The sequence below is a fragment of the uncultured Helicobacter sp. genome (assembly GCF_910577135.1).
Lineage (GTDB): Bacteria > Campylobacterota > Campylobacteria > Campylobacterales > Helicobacteraceae > Helicobacter_C > Helicobacter_C mastomyrinus.
Genome location: NZ_CAJTLL010000008.1, coordinates 12,799 through 35,213 on the forward strand (window position 1 = coordinate 12,799; position 22,415 = coordinate 35,213).

Annotated in this window: 26 protein-coding genes and 2 pseudogenes; 11 read left to right on the forward strand and 17 right to left on the reverse strand. The window is 39.4% G+C overall.

Annotation, left to right across the window (positions count from 1 at the left end):
* Positions 1 to 996, reverse strand: a complete 996-nt coding sequence (gene moaA / locus QZ289_RS05505; protein ID WP_295700164.1) for a GTP 3',8-cyclase MoaA — start codon at positions 994 to 996, stop codon at positions 1 to 3.
* 104 nt (positions 997 to 1,100) lie between these two features.
* Here moaA and QZ289_RS05510 point away from each other — a divergent pair, with 104 nt between their 5' ends.
* A complete protein-coding gene (locus QZ289_RS05510; RefSeq protein ID WP_295700166.1) occupies positions 1,101 to 1,847 on the forward strand; it encodes an HpyAIV family type II restriction enzyme in 747 nt (248 codons plus the stop codon).
* Between the two features lie 47 nt (positions 1,848 to 1,894).
* Complete coding sequence (locus tag QZ289_RS05515; RefSeq protein ID WP_295700167.1) at positions 1,895 to 3,010, forward strand: DNA methyltransferase; 1,116 nt, start codon at positions 1,895 to 1,897, stop codon at positions 3,008 to 3,010.
* 44 nt (positions 3,011 to 3,054) lie between these two features.
* Here the strand turns inward: QZ289_RS05515 and QZ289_RS05520 are convergent, their stop codons facing one another.
* The 16 genes and pseudogenes from QZ289_RS05520 to QZ289_RS05595 all read right to left on the reverse strand — a co-directional run bounded on the left by QZ289_RS05520 (position 3,055) and on the right by QZ289_RS05595 (position 15,693).
* Entirely contained in the window at positions 3,055 to 3,252 is a 198-nt protein-coding gene (locus QZ289_RS05520; RefSeq protein WP_295700170.1) for a hypothetical protein, read from the reverse strand.
* A gap of 42 nt (positions 3,253 to 3,294) precedes the next feature.
* Entirely contained in the window at positions 3,295 to 4,380 is a 1,086-nt protein-coding gene (locus tag QZ289_RS05525; RefSeq protein WP_295700172.1) for a cytochrome c peroxidase, read from the reverse strand.
* A gap of 30 nt (positions 4,381 to 4,410) precedes the next feature.
* The gene (locus tag QZ289_RS05530; RefSeq protein WP_295700174.1) at positions 4,411 to 5,202 is read right to left on the reverse strand and encodes a pseudouridine synthase; all 792 of its coding nucleotides are present in this window, start codon (positions 5,200 to 5,202) and stop codon (positions 4,411 to 4,413) included.
* Positions 5,202 to 6,329 carry a tetratricopeptide repeat protein gene (locus tag QZ289_RS05535; RefSeq protein WP_295700176.1) on the reverse strand — a complete coding sequence of 376 codons (1,128 nt, stop codon included), beginning with the start codon at positions 6,327 to 6,329 and terminating at the stop codon, positions 5,202 to 5,204. Before QZ289_RS05535 ends, QZ289_RS05530 begins: the two co-directional genes overlap by 1 nt.
* Before the next feature lie 77 nt (positions 6,330 to 6,406).
* Positions 6,407 to 7,615, reverse strand: a complete 1,209-nt coding sequence (locus QZ289_RS05540) for a 2,3,4,5-tetrahydropyridine-2,6-carboxylate N-succinyltransferase (protein ID WP_295700179.1) — start codon at positions 7,613 to 7,615, stop codon at positions 6,407 to 6,409.
* Between the two features lie 356 nt (positions 7,616 to 7,971).
* The gene (locus QZ289_RS05545) at positions 7,972 to 8,463 is read right to left on the reverse strand and encodes a hypothetical protein (protein WP_295700181.1); all 492 of its coding nucleotides are present in this window, start codon (positions 8,461 to 8,463) and stop codon (positions 7,972 to 7,974) included.
* Entirely contained in the window at positions 8,450 to 9,343 is an 894-nt protein-coding gene (lpxC, locus tag QZ289_RS05550) for a UDP-3-O-acyl-N-acetylglucosamine deacetylase (protein WP_295700183.1), read from the reverse strand. Before lpxC ends, QZ289_RS05545 begins: the two co-directional genes overlap by 14 nt.
* Positions 9,340 to 9,957: a septum site-determining protein MinC gene (locus QZ289_RS05555; protein ID WP_295700185.1), complete on the reverse strand. Its 618-nt coding sequence runs from the start codon at positions 9,955 to 9,957 to the stop codon at positions 9,340 to 9,342. The genes lpxC and QZ289_RS05555 overlap by 4 nt, the downstream gene beginning before the upstream one ends.
* A 21-nt stretch (positions 9,958 to 9,978) precedes the next feature.
* Complete coding sequence (locus QZ289_RS05560; protein ID WP_295700187.1) at positions 9,979 to 11,343, reverse strand: M23 family metallopeptidase; 1,365 nt, start codon at positions 11,341 to 11,343, stop codon at positions 9,979 to 9,981.
* 81 nt (positions 11,344 to 11,424) lie between these two features.
* On the reverse strand, positions 11,425 to 12,549 hold the full coding sequence (gene flhB / locus QZ289_RS05565) for a flagellar biosynthesis protein FlhB (RefSeq protein WP_295700188.1): 1,125 nt from the start codon (positions 12,547 to 12,549) through the stop codon (positions 11,425 to 11,427).
* Between the two features lie 9 nt (positions 12,550 to 12,558).
* Positions 12,559 to 13,137, reverse strand: a complete 579-nt coding sequence (mobA, locus tag QZ289_RS05570) for a molybdenum cofactor guanylyltransferase MobA (RefSeq protein WP_295700190.1) — start codon at positions 13,135 to 13,137, stop codon at positions 12,559 to 12,561.
* A gap of 589 nt (positions 13,138 to 13,726) precedes the next feature.
* Positions 13,727 to 13,876, reverse strand: a complete 150-nt coding sequence (locus QZ289_RS05575) for a hypothetical protein (RefSeq protein WP_295700192.1) — start codon at positions 13,874 to 13,876, stop codon at positions 13,727 to 13,729.
* A gap of 65 nt (positions 13,877 to 13,941) precedes the next feature.
* The gene (locus QZ289_RS05580; protein WP_295700366.1) at positions 13,942 to 14,265 is read right to left on the reverse strand and encodes an autotransporter-associated beta strand repeat-containing protein; all 324 of its coding nucleotides are present in this window, start codon (positions 14,263 to 14,265) and stop codon (positions 13,942 to 13,944) included.
* A pseudogene (locus tag QZ289_RS05585) lies at positions 14,257 to 14,402 on the reverse strand (type I restriction-modification system subunit M N-terminal domain-containing protein); the annotation flags it as partial. The gene QZ289_RS05580 and the pseudogene QZ289_RS05585, both read right to left, overlap by 9 nt.
* 92 nt (positions 14,403 to 14,494) lie before the next feature.
* The gene (locus QZ289_RS05590) at positions 14,495 to 15,169 is read right to left on the reverse strand and encodes a hypothetical protein (protein WP_295700194.1); all 675 of its coding nucleotides are present in this window, start codon (positions 15,167 to 15,169) and stop codon (positions 14,495 to 14,497) included.
* 77 nt (positions 15,170 to 15,246) lie between these two features.
* The gene (locus QZ289_RS05595) at positions 15,247 to 15,693 is read right to left on the reverse strand and encodes a DUF302 domain-containing protein (RefSeq protein ID WP_295700196.1); all 447 of its coding nucleotides are present in this window, start codon (positions 15,691 to 15,693) and stop codon (positions 15,247 to 15,249) included.
* A 221-nt stretch (positions 15,694 to 15,914) separates the two neighbouring features.
* On the opposite strand from QZ289_RS05595, the gene QZ289_RS05600 reads away from it, so the two are divergent.
* The 9 genes and pseudogenes from QZ289_RS05600 to QZ289_RS05640 all read left to right on the forward strand — a co-directional run bounded on the left by QZ289_RS05600 (position 15,915) and on the right by QZ289_RS05640 (position 22,285).
* On the forward strand, positions 15,915 to 16,145 hold the full coding sequence (locus QZ289_RS05600; RefSeq protein WP_295700199.1) for a twin-arginine translocation signal domain-containing protein: 231 nt from the start codon (positions 15,915 to 15,917) through the stop codon (positions 16,143 to 16,145).
* Positions 16,078 to 16,929 (forward strand): aldo/keto reductase, encoded by an 852-nt coding sequence (locus QZ289_RS05605; RefSeq protein WP_295700200.1) that lies wholly within the window; start codon positions 16,078 to 16,080, stop codon positions 16,927 to 16,929. Before QZ289_RS05600 ends, QZ289_RS05605 begins: the two co-directional genes overlap by 68 nt.
* A 15-nt stretch (positions 16,930 to 16,944) precedes the next feature.
* Positions 16,945 to 17,526, forward strand: coding sequence for an NAD(P)H-dependent oxidoreductase (locus tag QZ289_RS05610; protein WP_295700203.1), 582 nt, complete (start codon positions 16,945 to 16,947; stop codon positions 17,524 to 17,526).
* A 40-nt stretch (positions 17,527 to 17,566) separates the two neighbouring features.
* Positions 17,567 to 17,902, forward strand: coding sequence for a hypothetical protein (locus QZ289_RS05615; protein WP_295700205.1), 336 nt, complete (start codon positions 17,567 to 17,569; stop codon positions 17,900 to 17,902).
* 16 nt (positions 17,903 to 17,918) lie between these two features.
* Positions 17,919 to 18,701 carry a PhzF family phenazine biosynthesis protein gene (locus QZ289_RS05620; protein ID WP_295700207.1) on the forward strand — a complete coding sequence of 261 codons (783 nt, stop codon included), beginning with the start codon at positions 17,919 to 17,921 and terminating at the stop codon, positions 18,699 to 18,701.
* 22 nt (positions 18,702 to 18,723) lie between these two features.
* Positions 18,724 to 20,007 (forward strand): NTP/NDP exchange transporter, encoded by a 1,284-nt coding sequence (locus QZ289_RS05625; RefSeq protein WP_295700209.1) that lies wholly within the window; start codon positions 18,724 to 18,726, stop codon positions 20,005 to 20,007.
* 125 nt (positions 20,008 to 20,132) lie between these two features.
* Positions 20,133 to 20,684 (forward strand): YceI family protein, encoded by a 552-nt coding sequence (locus QZ289_RS05630; RefSeq protein WP_295700211.1) that lies wholly within the window; start codon positions 20,133 to 20,135, stop codon positions 20,682 to 20,684.
* Positions 20,685 to 20,975: 291 nt separating this feature from the next.
* Positions 20,976 to 21,675 (forward strand): annotated as a pseudogene (locus QZ289_RS05635) (aldo/keto reductase).
* 175 nt (positions 21,676 to 21,850) lie between these two features.
* On the forward strand, positions 21,851 to 22,285 hold the full coding sequence (locus QZ289_RS05640; RefSeq protein ID WP_295700213.1) for a heme-binding protein: 435 nt from the start codon (positions 21,851 to 21,853) through the stop codon (positions 22,283 to 22,285).
* Positions 22,286 to 22,415: the final 130 nt, after the last annotated feature.

Consider the following 22,415-nt stretch of genomic DNA (forward strand, 5'->3'; position numbering starts at 1 on the left):
CTACCCGCCGGTATAGTAGAATGCACGTGTGGAATGCCGCTCCTTTGACATTTCGCTCTCCCATTGATTTTTTTCGGGCTTGTTTTTTATCGCAAGGCGCAGAAGTTCACGCATTTGGGCTTTATCCCCTTTGAGTATGGCATCTTTAAGTGAGATACTTTCTTGGTAATACAAACACGGGCAAATCACGCCATCACTTGTCAAGCGGATACGATTACAAGTAGAGCAAAAATCATCTTCGTGCGGCGAGATAATCCCAAAGATAAAAGGTTTTTCCTGATGGGGGGCAAAAGATTTTGCAGTAATGCTATAAAGCTTTGCCGGACCAAAGCAATCGCTTTTCTCCACCTGTGTGAGATAGTGAGCATTGATAATCTGCAGAATCTCCGCATTTCTTAAGCCCTTTAAACCATCTTTGGCGTGGATATTCTCCATAAATTCAATAAATCGTATGCCAAAGCCGTGTGTGTAGGCAAAATGCAGCATATCGATAATCTCATCATCATTAATGCCTTTCAGCGGCACCATATTGAGCTTGATACCCAAACCGCATTCCTTAGCCGCAAAAATACCTTTAAAAATCTGCTCTAATCCATCGCGTTGAGAAATAACTTTTATCCGCTCTGCTTTGAGAGAATCTAGTGAAATATTAATGCGTGAAAGCCCCGCATTTTTAAGGCTTTGAGCATATTTTGCGAGAAAAAAGGCATTGCTTGTAAGGGTAATTTCAATATGCGGCGCATAGGCATAAATATGTGCTAAAAAATCGCATAAATCCTTCCTTAGCAGCGGCTCACCACCGGTAATGCGGATTTTTTTAATACCATTATCAATGGCGATTTTGATAAATTCTAGCATTTTATCAAGTGGCAATTCATCGCACATCACCTTATCAAAGGGCGTATCGGGCATACAATACTGACAGCGGAAATTACATTCTTTAGTAACTGATATACGCATATAATCGATTTTTCTATTAAATGAATCTATAAGCATTTATTATTTCCATAGTGATTATGAGATAAAAGCACAATTATACAAAATAAGTTACAATAGGTGTGCGAAAATGCGAATCATATATGAGAAAAAAGGAATTATAAATGACTTATGAGCATTTTGCAAATAAACTTAATAACCGCATTTTTGGTAAAGACTTACATTATGAAATTTTACTCACAGTCTTAAATAATCCAAAACGATACACCGGTATTTTTAGAATCACAAATGCAAAGACAAAACTTATACAAAATACAACACAAAGTTGCGAAATTAAATTTGGAGATTTTATAGAAGAAATCTTAACTGAATATATTGCAATGATGGGTTATGAGGATCTAAATAAGAATATAGGAATAGATGAGGACAATAATCATTTAAATGCCGACCAAGCATTCAAAAAAGATGACAATATTTATCTAATAGAACAAAAAATTAGAGATGACCACGATAGCACGAAAAAAAGAGAGCAGTATAGCAATTTAATTAAAAAAATCAAATGTCTAAAGCAAAATTTTCCACAACAGAAAATAAAAGCTTGTATGTGGTTTAGTGATGAAAGTCTTAAAAAGAGTAAAAAATTTTATAACGAACAAATTGACAACAACACTGATGATATGGTGGAGCTATATATTTTTTATGGCAGAGAGCCTTTTAAAATATTTTTTGAAAGAACTGATATTTGGGATGAAATTGTTCGTTATCTTAAAAAGCATAAGCAGGAAAGAAGTAAGGAGATACTAAACGTTCCTGATTTTGATACAAGCAGTGAAATAAAAACAGCACTTTTGCAAATCAAACACAATAATCTAACTTTGATTAAAAACTTGCTTTCTTCTCGCACTGATTAATTACGTGAAGAACTTTTCCCTACAAACCTCAACCTAAAAGGACTTTAATGAAAACTACTTTAGCACTCAATACAATCACACAGGGCGATTGCCTTGAGATTTTACCCCAAATTGCAGATTCTAGCATAGATGTAATATTTGCCGACCCACCCTATTTTATGCGCACGGAAGGAGTCTTAAATCGTCCAGAGGGAAGTGCATTCAGCGGCTGTGATGATGCTTGGGATAAGTTTAGCGATAATGAAGCCTACAAAGCATTTAGCTACATTTGGCTCAAAGAGGCAAAGCGGATTTTAAAGCCTAATGGCAGCATTTGGGTGATAGGTTCACATCAGTGTATTTACACGATTGGGGCGATTATGCAGGATTTGGGCTTTTGGTTTATCAATGATGTAATTTGGCACAAAAGCAATCCCACGCCCAATTTTCTAGGCACGAGACTCAATAACTCCCACGAGAGCCTCATTTGGGCGGCAAAGGATAAAAAAAGCAAATACACATTTCATTATAAAACAGCTAAAGAGCTAAACAATGAGATTGTAGGCTTTGAAAAGGGACAGAGAAAGCAACTAGGAAGCGTGTGGAGGCTGCCTGTGTGTACGGGAAATGAGCGACTTAAAGATATGAATGGAGAAAAGCTACACAACACGCAAAAGCCCGAAGCGCTCTTATATAGAATCATCGCCATAAACTCTAGTCTAGGCGATGTGGTGTGCGACCCATTTGGGGGGACATGCACTACTGCGGCGGTGGCAAAAAGGCTAGGGCGAAATTTTATTACCATTGAGAAAAATGCTGATTATATACAATATGCTAAAAAGCGGCTAGATTCTATCATATTTGAGGAGAGCGATATAGCAAAGGCAAGTTTTGATAAAAAGCCCTTGAAAGTAAGCTTAGAGACACTTATAGAAGCTGGATTTTTAGAATCTAATGAAAAGCTGTATTTGAAAAATACGCCCTTTTGTGCGCAACTGCAAAGCGATGGAAAGGCTATCTTTGAAGGGCAAAGTTATGATATTCACACACTTGCGGCAAAATTAAAGCAAGCAAAAGTAAAAAGGCTCAATGGCTTTATGTATTGGGAAGTGCAGCGTAAGAATAGAATCTCACTCTATGACATAAGGGAGCAATACCGCACAAAAATCAAAAAGACATATTAATATTTGGTATTCACATTTCTCACTACACAAGAACTAAAACCAAACTAAGCAGCGATAGGCATTCCCACAAGCACAACAGCACGGCAATATAGAATCTTTTGCAAGAGGGCGGCTAAATATTTTTGCGCAAAGCATAAATCTCTTTCATCGCATATTGATAAAGTGGTGCTTTTGGTTCTATATGATTTGATGTAAAGGGAAAACATATTTGTAAGCAACTTTAGCCCTATATCTACCCACATTTTAAAACATATCATGCTTATTTCACTTGCGTGTCTAAGATTCTACAATGTTTTTAAGAATGCCTCAAGGGCTTCAAGCTCCTCATTGGTAAGATGAAGTTTTTGCAGAAGCGAATCTGTGCCGGGAAAGGGTAACTCTCTTGCCGCTTTTGTGTTCTCTTGCCCTGGTTTAGGAGGGCTTGGGTGAAACATTCCTGCATTGTAAGCATTTAGCACACCTGATAAATGCGGAAAAAGCCCATTGTGCATATAGGGCGCGGTTTTTGAGATATGGCGCAAGGAAGGGGTTTTAAACCTACCTATATCATCAGGATTACCCGTTACTTCATATCTGCCTAAATCCTCATATTTACGCCCAATAAAATGCAATCCTAAATTATGATATTTCCCATCACTTAGAGCCACGCCGCTATAGCAATTCATACATCGCCCTTTTGTGCGGAAAAGGTGCAATCCCCACACTTCTTTGTCCGTGAGGGCGTCCTTTTTACCTTTTAAGAATCTATCAAATCGCGTAGGGTTAGGCACAAGGGAACGTTCATAAGTGGCTATGGCTTGCGCCATAAGCTCGGGAGTGATTTTAACACTGCCAAAGGCTTCTTTGAATTTCTCTTTATAGGCGGGAATTTTAGCGATTTTTTTCGCTGCAGATTGTGGCGTGTAAGCCATTTCCTTAGGGTCAGCTATGGGGAAAAGGGCTTGGGATTCTAGACTTTCTGCTCTGCCATCCCAAAATTGCTCCGTGCTAAAGGCAGACATTACTACGCTTGGGGCATTACGATGTCCTAATTGACGATTATGCCCATAGCTTACCCTCCTCCCATCACCAAAGCCAAATTCTCTATCGTGGCAAGAGGCGCAAGCGATTTGATTAGAAAACGAAAGCTTAGGCTCATCAAAAAGCATTTTGCCTAGCTCTACTTTTGCTTTAGAATAGGGATTAGAATCTGGATAGGGTGGAGATTCTGGCAAGGGGGCAAGCTCTTGCCATTCTACGCCCTTATCAATATGAGGCTTTTGCCATTGTGATGGGGGCAGGAGATACATCTCCCGCAAGGCATTCATATTTTTAGGCACAGCATGGGAGTATACCGCACATAGAATGAAAAGATAGATGTAACCTTTCACAATGATTTTCCTTAGTTTTTGTTCAACACCCTACTCTAAAAGAGTTTTGCCTGTATTATTTTGCTCTATATCACCATATGTTTGCAAAAAAAGATGAAGTTGCTTATATTCATCTTTAGTAAAAAATCTCTTTTTCCCACAAGGCAGGGCGTTTAAATGCACAAAGCCATAACTTATGCGTCTTAAATCCAAAACTTTCAGTCCAAATGCGCCAAAAAACCGTCTTAACTCACGATTTTTTCCCTCTGTAATGCTTACCTTGAGTTTGCTGTATTTTTTATCATTTTTAAGTATTTGGTATGAGGCAAAGGAGGCAAAATTCATACTCACAATATCGCTCTTACTATGCCCTCCTGCACGTGCGTCTTCACATTCTAAGCCCTCTTCCATTGCCTTAATGATAGATTCTGTAATAGCCCCATTAAGTTTAAGTATGTAGCCACGTTCTAAAGATGATTCCATAAGTGCTTTTGCCACAGGAGTGCTATCTGTAAGAATGAGTAGTCCCTCACTTACAAAATCTAGCCGCCCCACATAAATAAAATGCCTGAACTTCTCTCCCAAACTCTCATATATGACGCGCCTATTGCGATTATCACTCTTGCTTACTAGCTCACCCTTAGGCTTATGATAGACAATGCAGGTAAAATGCTCCTTTGGCATAAGCTTTTTACCATCGATAAACACGCTCTCCCCCGCTTTTAGTACAGAGTGTAATGTCGCCTTCACTCTCCCTACTCTCACACGTCCCTCACTGATGAGTCTATCGGCTTCTCTGCGCGAATAACTGCTATGATGTGCGATATATTGATTAAGACGCATTATTTTAAGCCAGAAAATACATTCCCTGCACTGCTTACGCTTCCTCTAGTTTTCATCAGTGAATAGTTATGGCAGCCAGATTCAATGCCATAATCACAAGCTAACCCAAATAGCTCTATTGCCTTGCGTTTATCCTGCCTTACGCCAAATCCTCCATCATAAAGCACCCCTAGATTGTTACAGCTTTGCAAATGTCCGCTATCACACGCGATAGTAAAGTATTTTGCCGCATTATAGTAGCTTTTCTCCGCACCGCTTGAGCCTGTGGCATACATCCAACCTAGATTCCCACAACCTACAATATCACCTTGCTTGCAGGCAACATAATTCATCTCAACATAACTCATCGAATCTTTCGTCATACCATAAATGTTATAGGTATTGCTCATCAAGCCTAAATTATAACAGCCCAAATCGCTCCCTAACTGACACGCGCTATTATAGTAAGCCAAAGCCTTTTGATAATCCTTTTTCACACCTACGCCATTAGCATACATCCAGCCAATATTTGTGCAGCCTAGAGAATCTCCTCCCTGACACGCCACTTCATAGAGTTGGGCGGCTTGATTCTTATCTTCTTTAACACCTTGTCCGTTATCATACGCCATAGCAAGATTCGCACAAGCTACAGCATCGCCACCCACACAAGCCTTATAATAGTAATTCGCAGCCTTTTGTGGCTCAGGCACACCCGTATTTGCTCCATACATATAAATAAGCCCAGTGCCAAAGCACCCTGCTGCATTACCCTGCTCACACGATTGTGTAAAAAGCCCTAATGCACTTTCATAATCACCATCTTTTGCAAAGCTCATAGCTGCCTTAAGCGTTGTATTGGACTGTTCAACATTTTCAAACATATCATCAATAGGTGCGCCCCCGATTTGATTTGCCGGTGTAAGAGGCGTAGCACCTAAAAGCCCAGAGGGAACACTATTTGAATTTGATGAAACAGGTGGGCTTTGTGGAGATTGTGCAGTTTGCGGAGTAGATTCTTCTAAAGGTTGAGATGTATTAGATGCCTCAGGAGATTCACTAGAGATACTCCCCTCGCTCTCTTGTGGTTCTGGAAAGGCAATTGCCACAATACATACCATCGCCCACCCAAGCCGAAGAATTATTTTCATTCTCTATCCTCTCATAGTAAATTTGCCTCATAGCTACCAACTGCAAAAGCAAAAACAATGCCACCTTACTCTATTATTTAATGCAAAGCCGCATTAAGCTCTATTTTACGATTGCTTCTAAAGGCTATCATCTTGCCGCTTTGACTATCGCAGCGGAAGTGAATGCCGTGTTTACCCGAGAGTTCTTTGCCCTTATAGAGATTGCTTTCTTTAATCACAAAGGTATCATTGATTTCAGCAATTTTACGCGCTTCCTCTTCATTGATATAAAACACCCCGCCAGCTAGCACTGCAATCCCCCCATCGACAATACACCCATCACCCAAGCTAATGCCTGTTGCGCTATTCACACCCAGAAGGCAGTTTTTACCAATGCTAATAGGCTCACTATTTCCCCCGCTTAACACACCCAAAATACTTGCACCGCCGCCTATATCTGTGCCTTCACCCACAATCACGCTTGAGCTAATACGTCCCTCATTCATACAAGCCCCAAGCGCCCCTGCGTTAAAATTCACATAACTTGCCCCGGGCATTTGCGTATAGCCACCTGTGCCTAGATATGCGCCAAATCGCGTTTTTGCAGCATCTAAAAGGCGGATATTATCATATTGTGGAATGACTTGCATAAGGTATCGCGGAAATTTATCCACAAAGTCAATATGCGGGAACTCCCCCTCCATCTTTAGCCGCACTTCATTTTCTCGTAACCAATCAAGCTCATAGGGCTTATTCCCGCTCCACGCGACATTTTGCAATAATCCAAAGATTCCATCAAGCTGCAAGGAACGCAAAGGGGCTTTACCCAAAGAGAGAGCCAAAAGCTTGAGATAAGCAGATTCCACACTCTCGCATTTTGTGTCTTTATAGAGAATACAAAAGCGATAGCGGCTTCTACCACCTTTTGTTTTGAGTTTGCCCTTTTCCATTTGTTTTTTAAGCTCTAAAATCACTTGAATATTTTTATGTGTTTGCGAATCTCCCAACGCCTCGCTTAAAAATGGCGCATATAACTCCAATGCCTTTGCTACAAACGCATTTGTAATCCCATATACCGCTTCATTTTCACTTTGCGCTATGAGCTCCGCCTCCTGTGCGCTTTCACACAGCACGGCATAGGTGCCCAGATTCTCCCCTTGCCAGTTAAGAGTGGGATAAGTCGCACACAGCACAGCCTTAGATTTTTTGCCAATCTCCACCCGCGCAATACCAAAGCCCAAAGGTGCTTTATAATCTGCCTTCTTTTGATACTCATCAACAAATAATTTAAATTTTTCAATTCCCATAGTTGCTCCTTAACAACGAATAATTTGTGGCATTTTACATTATTATGCTAAATTTAAACAAGCAATAGAAGCAATGCAAACAAAGCTTTACGTGAGAAAAGAATGCAAGGCTAGATTTTAGTCTTTAAATCAAAAATACAAGATGATGAAAAGTTGGCACATCTTATCTTAAATACCCAAAAGTGTGGGGAAACAATCCATCAAAGAGCTTTACCCCCTAAGTGAAAAGTGGATAATCTTAAAAAATAAGCATTAGCGGAGTTTTCTCAAAACCCAAATCTAATGCACCTCCCAAAATATTAAGGATACAAAATTCTTTTTGTTTCATTCTATTTATTTTGAAAAGTTTATATTGCCTATACTGGAGGCAATATATAAAGTGGCTGTGTGAAGGCGGTAAAAGCAGATGTATCAAGTATTTGAGGGAGAGCAAATTCTATCTCTTGAGGTTGAGATTCTAAGTTTTGTTTGAGAGCGATTTCACCTTGGGGATTGATATAAAAATAACTTGTCCCAAAAGCTTTGATATATGCACTTTGTGTAAAATAAAAGCTCGAAGTGGCAAAAAGCCCTATTTTATATATACTTTGCAATGTATGCAGAAAAATATGTATAAGCTTCAATGCGCTAAAGCTCCCCGGACCATTAGCATAATAGATAGATTCTATTTTTGTATCTTTATAGGCAGGGTTTTGCTCTGCGGTGGGGAGCAAAGATTCAAAAAGGCGAGGTAGCCCTATGAGAAGAGGCTCATCACTTTGCAGAGATTCAAATAATATATTATTTTCATACAAGCCGCACAATATAGGGCTATTCACACTCACTAGAACAATATCAATGTGTCTCATAAGCGTATTCGAGGTTTTCCTCCTCTGCCTTATCTTCAAGATTAATAATTTCATAGGCTTTTTCATCGCTTAAAAGCTGTTTAGTAAGGAAGTGATTGAGCTTGTGGCTTCCTGCAAAAGATATATATGTCCCAAGCAGTGGCATACCAAGCAATGCCATATCGCCAATGGCATCCAAAATCTTATGCCGCACAAACTCCTCTTTATAACGCAACCCCTCTTTATTCAAAATCCCACTTTCATCAAGCACGATACAATTACTCAAATCCCCGCCCTTTGCCAAGCCTTTAGAGCGCAAATAATTCACCTCGTGCAAAAAACCAAAAGTTCTAGCCCGTGCGATTTCCTCCTTGTAAGCCTTTGTAGAAAAAGTAAATTTATACTGCTGATTGCGGATAGCGGGGTGGTCAAAATCGATGCTAAAGTCAAAAATCATCTTTTCGCTTGGCTCTACGCGGACAAACTTTTGCGCTTCTACAATCTCGATAGGCTTTCTAATAGCAATAGCCTTTTTATTTGCATTTTGCACACAAATCCCCGCCTCCTCAAGGAGCATACAATAGCCTATCGCACTTCCGTCCATAATAGGTACTTCTTCATTATCAAGGCAGATTCTTAAATTATCAATCCCATAGGCTGCGATTGCAGATAAAAAATGTTCGATAGTGGAAACCCGCACTTTGCCCTTGCCAAGCACGGTTGCCATTGTCGTATCTACCACATTTTCAGGCTTGAGTTCAATGCTTACGCCCAAATCACTGCGATAAAATACAATCCCGCTATTTGCTTCCAAAGGCTCAAGAATCATTTTTACCGGCACACCCTTATGCAGCCCAATCCCCACAATTTCAACTCGCTTTTCAATCGTCTTTTGCTTCATTTCAAATCCTTTATCGCCACATTATCGTCTTTTTTAAAAATTATCTTGAATAATGCGCTACTTTGGTTAATTTTCTGTAAAATCTCTGCGTCAAGCAGTATATCTTGAAACAAAATAGCAGGGGCAAAAATCTTCTTACAAATGATAAATTCCCCCCTTGCCTCTATGCTCCCACTACACTCTCCGAGCAGAAATAAATTCCCCTCGGCGAAAATATGTGCGCCACTATTGACTTGAGATTCTATCACCACATCGCCCCTATGAGCTATCTCCTCTCCGCTTCGCACGACTTTTTTTACCCAAAGTGTGCGGGACAAATTTTGTGGCTCATCTTTTGGGAGTTTTTCCTCTGCTTTATGTTTTGTTTGAAGCGCATTCGTACCAGCAGAGCGGAATTTTGCAGAATATGTATGTATTGTGCCACTCAAGAGTGCGAAGCTCAAATTATGCGTTTGTAAAAAAGTCGATAATTTTTCACTTATCTCACCTCTAAAGCCAAGGATATGGTGCTGCAAAAGGGGCAAATGCTTCTCAATAAAAATGATACATTCCTCACTATCAACATTTTCTTCAAATTCAAATAGCCTTATGGTATGCTGACGCGTCTTTATCATCACTTTACTTTTTGGTATAGATTAAGGCGTATTCTTAGCAAAATCTTGCGCTTTCTTAAGCACATTAATAACATTATCATCAATCCACCTTTGGTCAAACCATTCATTCAAGCGCACAAAATGCCCTTGTACCAAGATTCCAAAATGTAAATGGTCTCCAAACGCCCAGCCTGTCTGCCCTGTCTTGCCAAGTTCCTGTCCCACACTCACTTCATCGCTCACCTCCACATAGCTCTCCTGCATATGTGAGTAAATCGAGGATACACCAAAGCCGTGATACAGCAGCAAGGTATTGCCATAAAGTCCTAAATGACTTTTTAAAAGCACCACTCCCTTATTGCTTGCAATAATGGGCGCATTTTTCACACTTGCCACATCTATGCCTAAATGCACCGCTTCACTGATTTTTTCTTTATTTAAAAAATAGGTGCGATAATCGCCAAAATTACCCACCACCTTTGAGCCTTTAAGTGGCATAAATGCGTGAAAATCCTCTGCGAAGCTAATATTTGAATTTAAATCACTACACGCCTTTAAGATTCTACTCTCATCTTCTTGCCTGATGGTTTCATTAAAAAATACAAATCGTTCTACATTGTTTTCAAAAGGCTTTAAATGCTTTTGATTGATTTGTGCGAGGAGTTCATTGAGTTTGCCATTGAGAAAATCCTCTTTAATAGCGATATTAGAGCGATAATAGGGAGCATTTATATTGCGCGCGATAGGTAAATTATATTTAGTAATATTTCCCGCCTTGTCTTTAGCAACAACCTGTGCGCTAAAAAATTTATTTTTTAATGGCCAAGCAATGATTCCCACATAAATATCATTATTGAGATATGAAAAGAGTTTAAAATTATCTGTCCCATTACTGATATACACATTATCTAATGCCATATCTTTGGCTTGCACAGCTACTACAGCACTGCCTCCACGCACAATTTGACCCGATGAGGCGATATTTTTTACCACAGGAGCAGTAGTATCAACGACTAAGCTCAATTCAATATTGGCTGTATTGCCGCTAAAAAAATGTGCATTGCTCCAATCGGTTACAGAAATCTTATACTGAATAGACGTGCCATTTTTAAGAGGAGTAGAAGACTTAGGAAGCGGGATTCTAATCGTTTTTGGCTTATTTAAGACTATTTCTTTTTGGTCGCTCAATATCTCTCCATCAAAAACCATTTGCACGCGATAATCGCGAATACCGCTCTCATCGCTAAATTCTACAAAGATTTCATCATTGAGATTCCAATGCGTAGGCACTTGATTGCTAAACTGTGGGGCTTTTGTCTCAAACATAATTGAACTAAAAGCAATGATACCTACAACTATAAGTATGACTATACCTACACTCACTACGATTAATCGCTTATTATCCATAGCAAAAACCTTATTTAAGCAAAAAATAGCCCTCAATTATAGCACAAATCACTCCCTTATACACCAAAATGCTTAAAAGTCCTATGCGCGTGATGAAGCTTTATCGTTTGCTGCCTGAAGTATTTTGCTTAAGCCCTCTTTACCCTCTAACGCATCAAGATACGCCACTTCGCCCAATACCTGCACGACTGCGCCAAAAAGTTCAGGCGGAATGCTTTGATTTAAATCTAATTGCCGATAAATAGCTCGTGCAAGAGGTGGATTCTCAATAATTCTAATACCATATTCCCTAGCGATGCTTTTAATGCGTATAGCGAGTTCATCTATACCTTTTGCTACAAGCACAGGGGCTTTGCCTAGTTTTAGCTCTTCTTCTCCGTATCGCAATGCCACCGCATAATGTGTAGGGTTAGTAATCACCACTGAAGCGGTGGGAATTTCTTGCATCATACGACTTTGTGCGAGTTTTTGCTGCATTTTGCGAATCTTTGCCTTAATCTCTGGGCTTTGCTCATATTGCTTATACTCATCCTTAACTTCTCTAATACTCATTCTCAGGCTTTTGGTATATTGATACCTTTTGATAAGATAGTCACTTGTTGCCATCACAAAAAATAAAATCAGCAATACACCAATGAGAATCAATGCCTTTTGTCTAAACCACAGAATCTGCGAATAAAGCCCTGACATAGAGACACTTGGCAATTCGTTAAAAAAGCTCACAAACACCGTAAATCCTACAATAAAGGCAACAAATACCTTTAGAGTAATCATAAAGCCATCAAGCATTTTTTTAAGTGAAATAACATTTTTAATCCCGCTAATAGGATTAAGCTTAGAGAGCTTAGGTTTAATAGCTTTAGGGGAAAGCAAAAGCCCAAATTGTGCAATATTAGCAATCACACCTGTAATCATCAGTGCAATAAAAATCGGTGCTAACATAACAAACACCTCAAAAACAATGCTTAGCATAAGATTTCCCAACAAATGGCGATCTACATCAAGCATAATTAATGTATTCACATACACAAAAATTTTTTGCGCTCCCTCTACCCAAAAGGGTATGAGTAAAAACATCAGCCCCAAGCCCACAAGTAAAACAAAAAATCCAGCAAGTTCTGGACTCTTGCTTACATTCCCCTCCTCTCTAGCCTTTTGAATCTTATGGGCACTCGGGGCTTGAGTCTTTTCTTCATCATCTGCCATTTGCTAATCCTAGCCCTTATTTTGCAATGTTTCCAAAACACGCAAGGCTTGTGTGTAATCTGTCATTGTGTTGATATTGAAGCATTCCTCATCTGTGGCAGTAATGCCTTCACTTGGGTGGGATTCTATAATGCGGTGCAGGGCATACATTTTAGACTTATATGCCCAAAGGAGCGCATCAAGCAAGGAGATATGCCATTTTGAAATAAGATAATGCGCCTTATCCGTGCTTTTAGCATACGCGATAGCTGCGCTTGAAGTAGCAATTTTATGCAAAGTATGAGCAGTAATAAATGGCGTATCTACGCTAATGAAAAGCAATTCTTGCGCTTTGAGGGTATTAAAAGCATTAATCATACCCACGATTGGGGCATAAATGGGGTCTTTTTCTACCAGAAATGGCGCATCAAAGCAAAATTTATCCCGCTGCTTCGTGCTGATATAGACATCATCGCTTATCTCTCTTAAACGCATAAATACCCATTGGCTAAGCGAATATCCGCCCAATGGAATCTGTGTCTTGTCCTTACCCAAACGTGAGCTTTTCCCCCCTGCGAGAATCACGCAAGGAATAGCGATTTTTTGCATTTTTACTCCTTTGCCATATTTTAAGCTATCAAAATCACTTTTGCTTTATATCATTAAAATACTTTAAATTAGATAGTAGCATTCAGTGCGAAAAAGTGTCTATCTTTAAACTCCATAAGACTTTGAATCGCAAAAATCTATGAAAAGCGATGTGCTTATAACTACGCGTTACTTAAATTATAGGGGCATAGAATCAGCCATAACGCAGTTATGCTTAGTCTCTTTATCGCTATCCTTAGCAAGCTTCCCTTTTGTGAGAATATTATCAAATCCCTATACCCTCATCCTCAAAACTCCATACTAAGGTAAGGCTTGTGTTTATCAAATAATAATCCGCGCCCATTGCATTGCTTAAGCCAAGTCTTGCAAAATACTGATTGAGACGCGATTGAGCGGTTAACCCACTATAAAACTACGTATTGAGATTAAAATTCTGCCTAAATGAATAAGTAGCAAAGCCCTTAAATGAGACATCTTGCTACAATGTTGTCAAAAATGGGCAAAGCAGCATTTTCTGCAATGCTATCTATCCCAGCTTGATACACCCCTGCATTTACGACATCAAGATTCCCAAAATATTCGCCATACTCTATAGGCAGGGCATTTGAAAGGTATTGCCTTTAAGAGTAGAGACAAGCCGCTGTGTGTTAGAATCATAACTAAAATGAAGCATATTGCTTGATTTAGTTTTTATACTATCAAATTTATCTGCATAGCTATTTAATGTGTCTAAAATCAAGCTATGTGCTTTACCCCGCTCTTTAATCGCGCATCTCCATTATAGAAAATTCTAGTATCCCACCGCTAATATTTTTTATTTGCATTGCTAATGCTCCCCTGACCTAGCAAAATCCCGCCTACCTTATCAGTTGTAAGTATGGAGCTGCTTGTGCTGCTTACATTAAGTGTGATTGTGCTGCCATTTATAGCATAGGCATTATGGCTTATCTCCCCGCCTGTAGGCACAAATATGCCGCTTCGCTCGGCATAGGCATTACTCTGTGTGAGTTTACCAGAGTTTGTAAGCTCAAGCCCCCCTTGCACTACTCTTGTAGTACCCTCATAGCTATTTATTCCGCTTAATGCAAGTCTGCCCTCACCTGTTTTAGAAACCCTAGACTTTAGGATGACATCAAACCTGCGGACAATCGTCATAGGCAAAATCACATCGTGGTATTTGTGCCCTTGACATACATATCACGCAAAATATCATCTGCCACATTCCAAATAAAGCTAACAATGGATTGAAAATCTTTAGTTTGTATAATTTTCTTGCTCTCATCAATGCTATTGTTAGCATTATGGCTTGTGTTATTTTTAGTATATGCCCATAACACAATCTTTTATAACAGAATTCTCAACCCTTGCCTTGCAATATGCTTTTATTCGATTCCAAAGCGACATCAAGCACACTGCGATTTTGAGAATCTAGCGCGTGGATATTTGCGCCAAGCTTGATAAGCATTGCCATTGCCTTGCCAATAGGTGCTACATCAGATTTTGCCGCATACATGAGAGGAGTTTGCCCCTCGCAGCCTTTCACGGCACTTTTGCTCTCCATATCCGCCCCAAAATGGTGAGCGAGGGCGAGTTTTTCTGCCTCTTGCTTATACGCCCAGTGGTGCAAAATATTTAAGCCATCTTTACCCAAAGCCTCAAAAGTCGCCCCTTTAGCCAAGAGATAAGCAATCAGCCTCTCATCTCTGCCACCCCCATCGCAATAATATTGCAACACATTGCGAAAGCCATCATTATCACTCGCCTTAAGCCCATAGCGAAAAAGACACTCTAACATATCAAAATTCCCGCTTTGCTCATAAGCTAGGGCTGCTTTTTCAAGGCAATGTGCGGCATTAAAGAGTGGCTCTTGCTCCTCATCAAAGGTCGGTGCATAAAAACTCTCATCGATGGCAAAATCTTTTAAAAATATTTTTACTTTATCCACTTGATTATTAGAGATAAGCTCCCATAGCTCATTTTGCAAAATATCCATTTCTTTATGGGTAAGCTTTTTGATTTCTTCATATGTCATATTATCCCTTTATTTGCCCTTTTTTATGGGACATTATATATAGATATAATACGGGGAATGCATTACATTGCAATATCCTAATGGGCGCGTTGCTTCGTAGAGTAATGAATGATGTTTGCTAGAAGTTGAGCAATGTTATCAACAATAGCTCTATTGGTAATCCCGTATCGCTTTGCAATTTCGTTAATATCAGTAGAAGCTACAAATACATTATGCCCTGAATCTTCCCATACAATAATCTTCAATGGCAATTCAATCCCTATTTGCTGATTTTCTTGCATTAAAAGTGTCCCGACTTTTGGATTCCCAAAAACTATAACCTTTGTTCGATTAAGCGGCAAACCGGCATCTTTGGCATTCTTAGCGTGATTAAATTCTGCAAATATTGGTATGTCTTTTTGTGTCAAAAAGACATACGCATTACTAATTGTTGTTTCAAAGTCATATTGACTTTTTGTCATCTCTAATGCGTTGCTTATGCTAGCTATCATCATTAGAAAAGCTATAAATCTTACAATATTCATTATTTATCCTTTCTCCCGTTTTGGGCACTGCGCCATTGACAGCATTGCTTACTAATAGCACATAACGCTTCAATCATTTGCTTTTTACCTCTTTTTTATGGAGCATTATAGCATATCGCTGGAATTTTCTTCAACAAATGAAATGCAGCCCTTGACAAACACCAAGTGGTAGGTTTTATAATGCTTTTGCTTAAAGCAGATTCTATATTCAAAGGAGCAATATGCAAGAGAGTAAGAGCCTTTCACGTCGGGAATTTCTGCAAACAAGCGCATTAGCGACATTGGCAGCAGGGAGCATATTAGTGGGTTGCGATACAGATTCGAAGCATACGCAATCGAGCACAACCTTAACAATCATCAATTCAAAACACACAAGGAGCAACTATGCAAATGATTACTTTAAACAATGGTGTGAAAATGCCAATTTTAGGCTATGGCGTATATCAAATTGAAGATATTAAAGAATGTCAGCGATGTGTCGAAGATGCCTTAGAAGTGGGCTATCGCAGCATTGATACCGCACAAAGCTATTTTAATGAAGAGGCGGTAGGAGCGGCGATTAAGGCAAGTGGTATCAAGCGAGAGGAAATTTTTGTAACTACCAAGCTATGGATAAATCACGTAAGCGAGGCAAAAGCCCCCAAAGCCTTTGAATCTTCACTTAAAAAACTAGGGCTTGATTATGTGGATTTATATCTCATTCATCAGCCTTATAATGATGTCTATGGGGCGTGGAGAGCGATGAGTAAGCTCTACAAGGAGGGCAGGATTAAAGCTATTGGCGTGAGTAATTTTTACCCCGATAGGTTAGCAGATTTTTGCCTCAATAATGAAATCACCCCCGCACTCAATCAAATTGAATGCAATCCTTTCCACCAGCAGCACGAGGCACAAGAGATTCTTAAAGAATACAATGTCGCTATGGAATCGTGGGCACCTTTTGGCGAGGGGCGAAAAGATATGTTTAGCAATGCCACACTTACTCAAATTGGCAAACAATACAATAAAAGCGTGGCACAGGTAATTTTGCGATGGCTTGTCCAAAGAAATATTATCGTCATTCCCAAAACAACAAAAAAAGAGCGAATGATAGAGAATTTTTCTATATTTGACTTTGTCTTAAGCGAGGCGGATATGGCAGCAATCGCAAAACTTGATGATAAAAATAGCCTCTTTTTTGACCACCGCGACCCAAAAATGGTAAAATGGCTGAGTGAATACAAGGCAGATATTTAAATAAAAAGGAACAATATGCAGGCATTACTGATTAATGGCTCAAAGGTTTTTAATGATTCTAAAGCAGAGCTTAGCCATACGTTGCAAGAAGTGGCTAAGGAGCTGCTAGAGCAAAATGGCTTTACAATAATCCAAACGCATATCAATAGTGGCTATATCATACAAGAAGAGCTACAAAAGATTTTAGATTCTCATCTTATCATCTATCAACTTCCTGCGTGGTGGATGGGTGTGCCTTGGATTGTAAAAAAATATATCGATGAAGTCTATACAGAGGGCGAGGGGCGGCTTTTTCAAAATGATGGCAGAAGCAGTGTCGATCCTAGCAAGAATTATGGCAGAGGTGGACTAGCAAAGGATAAAAAAGTAATGTTTAGCGTTACTTGGAATGCCCCGTTAGAGGCTTTCACAGACAAAGAAGAGTTTTTTGAGGGTTTGGGCGTGGAGATAGTGTATTTGCCTTTGCGAAAAACGCACGAATTTATCGGTATGAATGTGCTGCCTACCTTTATGTGTAATGATGTAGTGAAAAACCCGCAAATTGAACGCTACATCGCTGATTACAAAGCACATTTACAAAAATATTGCATAAGCTAAATACATTATGTCATTATTGCACCACCTGCGGATTTTATAAATGCTAAAAGAATTAGCCGTATTTTTTATCGCTGCCTTTTTTGAAATTCTAGGCTGCTTTAGCTTTTGGGCAGTATTTAAACTGCAAAAAAGCCCCTACTTCCTCATTTTAGGCGTGATTTGTGTGATTGCCTTTGCCTTTCTACTTACAAAAAGTGGGCTTGAATTTGCAGGGAGGGCGTATGCCATTTATGGCGGCGTGTATATTGCAAGCTCATTTTTATGGCTTTATATCGTGGAAAAACAGAGCTTTAATATATATGATATCGTGGGCGTTTTGTTCGTATGCTGTGGCATTTTGATTATACTTTTTGGAGCGAAAATAACTCATTTATAACTGAAAAGGGAGCATTATGCGTTGTTATATAGTTGATGCCTTTAGTGATACGCCATTTTGTGGGAATCCTGCAGCCATTTGTGTGCTAGAGGATTTCTTAGAAGATACACTTATGCAAAAGATAGCCATTGAGCATAATCTATCAGAAACGGCATTTATTGTTAAGCAAGACAGCGGAGATTGTGCTCTGCGTTGGTTTACACCTGCTAAAGAGATTGATTTATGCAGACACGCTACTTTGGCAAGTGCATTTGTGGTGATGAATATTATAGAATCTCATGCTAAAGCAGTCCATTTTCATACAAAAAGCGGGATTTTAAAGGTTATAAAAAATGGTTCCTTGTTTGAAATGGATTTTCCTAGTTTTCAACTCACGCCTATTAGCGTTACACAAGAGATGAGTGAGGCGATTGGCTATATGCCACAAAAGGCATATTTGGGGCGGGATTCAGTTTGTATTTTAGATGAAAATCAAGTGATAAATGCTACCCCTGATATAGCAAAGGTTAAGCATTTGCAAGGTGAATTGCTGCATATTACAAGCAAGGGTAGCAAATATGATATTGTTAGCCGCTCCTTTGCACCAAAGCACGGCGTGGCAGAAGACCCTGTATGTGGAAGTGGGCATTGTCATCTTGTGCCGCTGTGGAGTGAGATTCTTAATAGGGCAAAAATCACTGCCTACCAAGCTTCAAAACGTGGTGGGGTGCTGTATTGTGAATATCAAAAAGAGCGGGTAAAACTCGCAGGTAAGGCGTATTTGTATTCGATTAATGATATACAAAATCTCTCATCATAATGCAAGACAAAAGGATTAACTAATGAAAAATATTGTGTATAAAATCCTCTCGCTTAAACCTAATGAATGGAAGATTCTAATATGTGCGACTTTGTTTATATTCATACTCTTTGCAAGTTATGCGACCTTGCGTCCTATACGCGATACGCTAGGGATTCACAACGCAGAGGAACATCTCAAATGGCTGTTTTTAGGGACTTTTATCGCTACAATATGTGCCTCACTTTTTGCTATGTTTTTAAGCGGAAGTATGAAGCGAAAGCGTTATGTGGATATAATTTTTAGCTTCTTTGCGCTGAATCTGCTAGGGTTTTTTATCGCTCTGCTTGTGCTTGATGAGGAGAGTAGGGGCTTTACATATTTGAGCTGGATTTTTTATATTTGGGTGAGTGTGTTTAATCTCTTTATTATCTCAAGTGCGTGGAGTTTGCTTGCCGATGTATTTAGCAAAGAGCGGAGTAAAAGGCTTTTTGGCATTATCTCTACTGGGGCGAGTTTGGGGAGCATTCTAGGGAGTTTAGGCGTTAGCATTTTAAGCAAATATATTAGCATTCATCATTTTATTTTTGTTGCTTTGTCTTTGCTACTTTTGGCAATCCTTGTAGAGAAGCTATTGCTTAGAGAATCTTATCATCTCCTAAACGATGAGGCACAAAAGCAGGATTTTTGTGCGAGGTTTGAAAACCCCATAGGCTCTAAAAATCCTTTTAGTGGCATTGCTATTATCCTTAAAAGCAAATATCTCTTAGCCTTTGTGGGCTTTATTTTGCTGCTGACAAGCGTCTCTACTTTTTTATATATGGAGCAAGCGCGTATCATCAAAGCACTTTTCCCTACCAAAGAAGCGCGAATGGCTGCCTTTGCGAATATTGACTTCATCGTGCAAACTCTAAGCTTTATTATCCAAATCTTTTTTACGGCAAAAATCGTTGAATGTTTGGGCTTAAAATGGCTTTTATCTATGCTTGGCTTTGTGATTAGCATAGGTTTTATTATCTTGGCTTTCACACACCCTGCGTTTTTGCCTTTCATCATTGTGATGTGTATAAGGAGAGTGGGTGAATATGCCTTAGTCAAGCCCGGGCGCGAAATGCTCTTTGTGCCACTTGATTCTAATGCTAAGTATAAAGTAAAAAACTTTTTAGACACGGTGGTGTATCGTGGCGGCGATGCACTCTCCGCACAGATTGAAGGGGCTTTGGTAAAAATAAGTGTGAGTGCAGTGCTTTTATGCGGGGCAATTATTTCTTTTGTGTGGGGATTATTGGGGCTTTTCTTGGCAAAAAAATATGATGAGAGCCAATGAGAGGAGATTACTAGGGGGCTGCATTTTGATGTTTTGCCCCAAAATATAAAATCCTGTAATATTTATACTCAATTTGTCTTACAAAGATAGAATCAAAACTTCAACAAAATTTTTAAGGAGAATTTATGAGAAAAATAGCATTTTGTGCGGCAGTTGGATTACTATGTGGCTCTTGGCTTATGGCGACAGAATATGTGGTCGATGCGAGTCACTCATCAGTGGATTTTAGCGTGAAGCATATGTCTGTGAGCAATGTCAAAGGAAGCTTCAATAAGTTTAGAGGGGCACTTGAGATCGATGGTAAAACTATCAAGGCACTTAATGGTGAAGTGCAAATCGCTTCTATCAATACCAATAGCGATAAGCGCGATAAACACTTGAATGCTGATGACTTCTTTGATTCTAAAAAGTTTCCTACAGCTACATTGACACTTGTAAAACATAATGGCAAAAAGCTTGATGCAAATATCACTATGAGGGGTATAACTAAGCAAGTAACCTTTAATGTAGAATTAAATGGTCCTGTGAAACACCCAAAAACAAACAAAGACATAGTGGCACTTACATTAGAAGGCAAACTCAATCGTAAAGATTTTGGCATTGGCACCAATACAGGCAATGCTATGGTAAGCGATAATGTCAATATAAAAATCGAGCTAGAAGCAGAACAAAAATAATTTTGCCTCATCATTTTTTACAAGATTCTCTAATTAAGGGAATCTTACCTCCCTTACTCCCTAAAATATTCAAACACATATCATTGTTATAAGCAAATGCTTCATTCTTATCATTGCAAGCACCTACCGCTTACACTTTGATTCACAAAGCTTGCAGCTGTATTATACAAACTCATCAGCTTCTATTCACACATTTGTAGGCACCAAAACCTCCATTATCTATTCTTAAAGCCACCATAGCGTGGTTTCTCCTTTTCCACCTGTATTAATCAAGCGCAACTTGGCAAACAAATGCAAGATTCTAGCAAAAAGGCGATTTTTAGAGCCATTGATGGAAATTTAAGAAGACTACAAAGCGATTATATCGATATTTATATCCAGCACAGAGTGGATACAGATACGCCTATTGAGGAAGTTACACAGACTATGAGTAAGCTTATCAAAATGGAAAAAATTCGCGGCTGGGGCTTGAGCGGAGCAGCGGCAAACTATACAAAGAACACATAGAATCCGCCATTTAAGCGTGGTGCAAAGCCAATATTCTATGGCGTTTAGAGAGCTAGAATCTAATGGAGTGCTTGATATATACCAAAAGCTCAATATCGCATTTGTGGCGTATTCTCCGCTTGATAGAGGCTTTTTGACAAGGCTACGGATATCGGAGCGATTTTCCACGTCTTGGCCCTGAACTTTAGAGGCAAATCAAGAGGTGATTACATTTATCAAAAATGTGGCAGATTCTAAAAGTGTGATGAGAAAAAAGGCGAGTATCGCGCAAATTTTACTCGCGTGGCTGCTCTCACAAAGAAACTTCATCATTCCCATACCAGAAACGACTAAAATACGGCGTTTGGGTGAGAATCTTAATGCCTCGCTGATTAGCTTTAGTAAGGCTGAGCTTGATGAAATCAATGCAAATTTAAGCAAAATAACTATCGTAGGTGAGCGATACGCACCCGGTAGCGATGCGACTAAAAGCGTGGGGTTGTGAGATGCCTACCAACAAGCCCATTAATATGTAGCAAAAGAAACTGCTTGAGCTAGAATCTTGCAAGCAGGAAGGGGGTTGTGAAAAGTCAAAGTTTTATTGCAAAATGTGTATTGACAAATTGTTTTTTTTTTTTTGATAGAGTAAATTTTATATTTCACATAATAAGGAAAAACTAATGAAGCTAAATGATGAAATATGCGAATTTTTACGCACAAAGGCAGGAGAAGAAGCGGCAAAACTTGGCATTGATATAAGCTTTGCTGTGGTTGATGAAAGCGGAATTTTGAAGCTTTTTCAAAGATTTGGCGAGGCACTCTTAATCAGTGTGAATCTCGTGCTTAAAAAGGCTTACACAGCTGTGATTACGCGTTCAAAGACAAAAGATGTCGCCGCTTGGGCAAAGGAGGGCGGTGCTTTGATGGGTATACATACCACAAGCAAGCAGATTTGTTTAGTCGCAGGGGGCTATCCGCTTTTTGCAGGGGAAAGGCTTATTGGCGGCATAGGCGTTGGCGGAGGAAGCGAGGCTGAAGATTTACAAATCGCAGAAGCCCTGCTAGAAGCCTTTAAGGAACGTTATGGAAACTCAATTGACAGGATAAATTTTTGATTGCAATCTTTGCACGATTCAATATTTTCACTCAAATAATAGGTTTTCAGGCACATTGGATATCAGCTAGAGATTTAAAGGAAGTAATCAATGAAATTTCTCATCTCTTTGCTACGTTAAGCACGATAGG

Coding starts and splice junctions, on each gene's coding strand:
- moaA (WP_295700164.1), bottom strand. CDS start 996: ATGCTTATAGATTCATTTAATAGAAAAATCGATTATATGCGTATATCA.
- QZ289_RS05510 (WP_295700166.1), top strand. CDS start 1,101: ATGACTTATGAGCATTTTGCAAATAAACTTAATAACCGCATTTTTGGT.
- QZ289_RS05515 (WP_295700167.1), top strand. CDS start 1,895: ATGAAAACTACTTTAGCACTCAATACAATCACACAGGGCGATTGCCTT.
- QZ289_RS05520 (WP_295700170.1), bottom strand. CDS start 3,252: ATGTGGGTAGATATAGGGCTAAAGTTGCTTACAAATATGTTTTCCCTT.
- QZ289_RS05530 (WP_295700174.1), bottom strand. CDS start 5,202: ATGCGTCTTAATCAATATATCGCACATCATAGCAGTTATTCGCGCAGA.
- QZ289_RS05535 (WP_295700176.1), bottom strand. CDS start 6,329: ATGAAAATAATTCTTCGGCTTGGGTGGGCGATGGTATGTATTGTGGCA.
- QZ289_RS05540 (WP_295700179.1), bottom strand. CDS start 7,615: ATGGGAATTGAAAAATTTAAATTATTTGTTGATGAGTATCAAAAGAAG.
- QZ289_RS05545 (WP_295700181.1), bottom strand. CDS start 8,463: ATGAGACACATTGATATTGTTCTAGTGAGTGTGAATAGCCCTATATTG.
- lpxC (WP_295700183.1), bottom strand. CDS start 9,343: ATGAAGCAAAAGACGATTGAAAAGCGAGTTGAAATTGTGGGGATTGGG.
- QZ289_RS05555 (WP_295700185.1), bottom strand. CDS start 9,957: ATGATAAAGACGCGTCAGCATACCATAAGGCTATTTGAATTTGAAGAA.
- QZ289_RS05560 (WP_295700187.1), bottom strand. CDS start 11,343: ATGGATAATAAGCGATTAATCGTAGTGAGTGTAGGTATAGTCATACTT.
- flhB (WP_295700188.1), bottom strand. CDS start 12,549: ATGGCAGATGATGAAGAAAAGACTCAAGCCCCGAGTGCCCATAAGATT.
- mobA (WP_295700190.1), bottom strand. CDS start 13,137: ATGCAAAAAATCGCTATTCCTTGCGTGATTCTCGCAGGGGGGAAAAGC.
- QZ289_RS05590 (WP_295700194.1), bottom strand. CDS start 15,169: ATGACATATGAAGAAATCAAAAAGCTTACCCATAAAGAAATGGATATT.
- QZ289_RS05595 (WP_295700196.1), bottom strand. CDS start 15,693: ATGAATATTGTAAGATTTATAGCTTTTCTAATGATGATAGCTAGCATA.
- QZ289_RS05600 (WP_295700199.1), top strand. CDS start 15,915: ATGCAAGAGAGTAAGAGCCTTTCACGTCGGGAATTTCTGCAAACAAGC.
- QZ289_RS05605 (WP_295700200.1), top strand. CDS start 16,078: ATGCAAATGATTACTTTAAACAATGGTGTGAAAATGCCAATTTTAGGC.
- QZ289_RS05610 (WP_295700203.1), top strand. CDS start 16,945: ATGCAGGCATTACTGATTAATGGCTCAAAGGTTTTTAATGATTCTAAA.
- QZ289_RS05615 (WP_295700205.1), top strand. CDS start 17,567: ATGCTAAAAGAATTAGCCGTATTTTTTATCGCTGCCTTTTTTGAAATT.
- QZ289_RS05620 (WP_295700207.1), top strand. CDS start 17,919: ATGCGTTGTTATATAGTTGATGCCTTTAGTGATACGCCATTTTGTGGG.
- QZ289_RS05625 (WP_295700209.1), top strand. CDS start 18,724: ATGAAAAATATTGTGTATAAAATCCTCTCGCTTAAACCTAATGAATGG.
- QZ289_RS05630 (WP_295700211.1), top strand. CDS start 20,133: ATGAGAAAAATAGCATTTTGTGCGGCAGTTGGATTACTATGTGGCTCT.
- QZ289_RS05640 (WP_295700213.1), top strand. CDS start 21,851: ATGAAGCTAAATGATGAAATATGCGAATTTTTACGCACAAAGGCAGGA.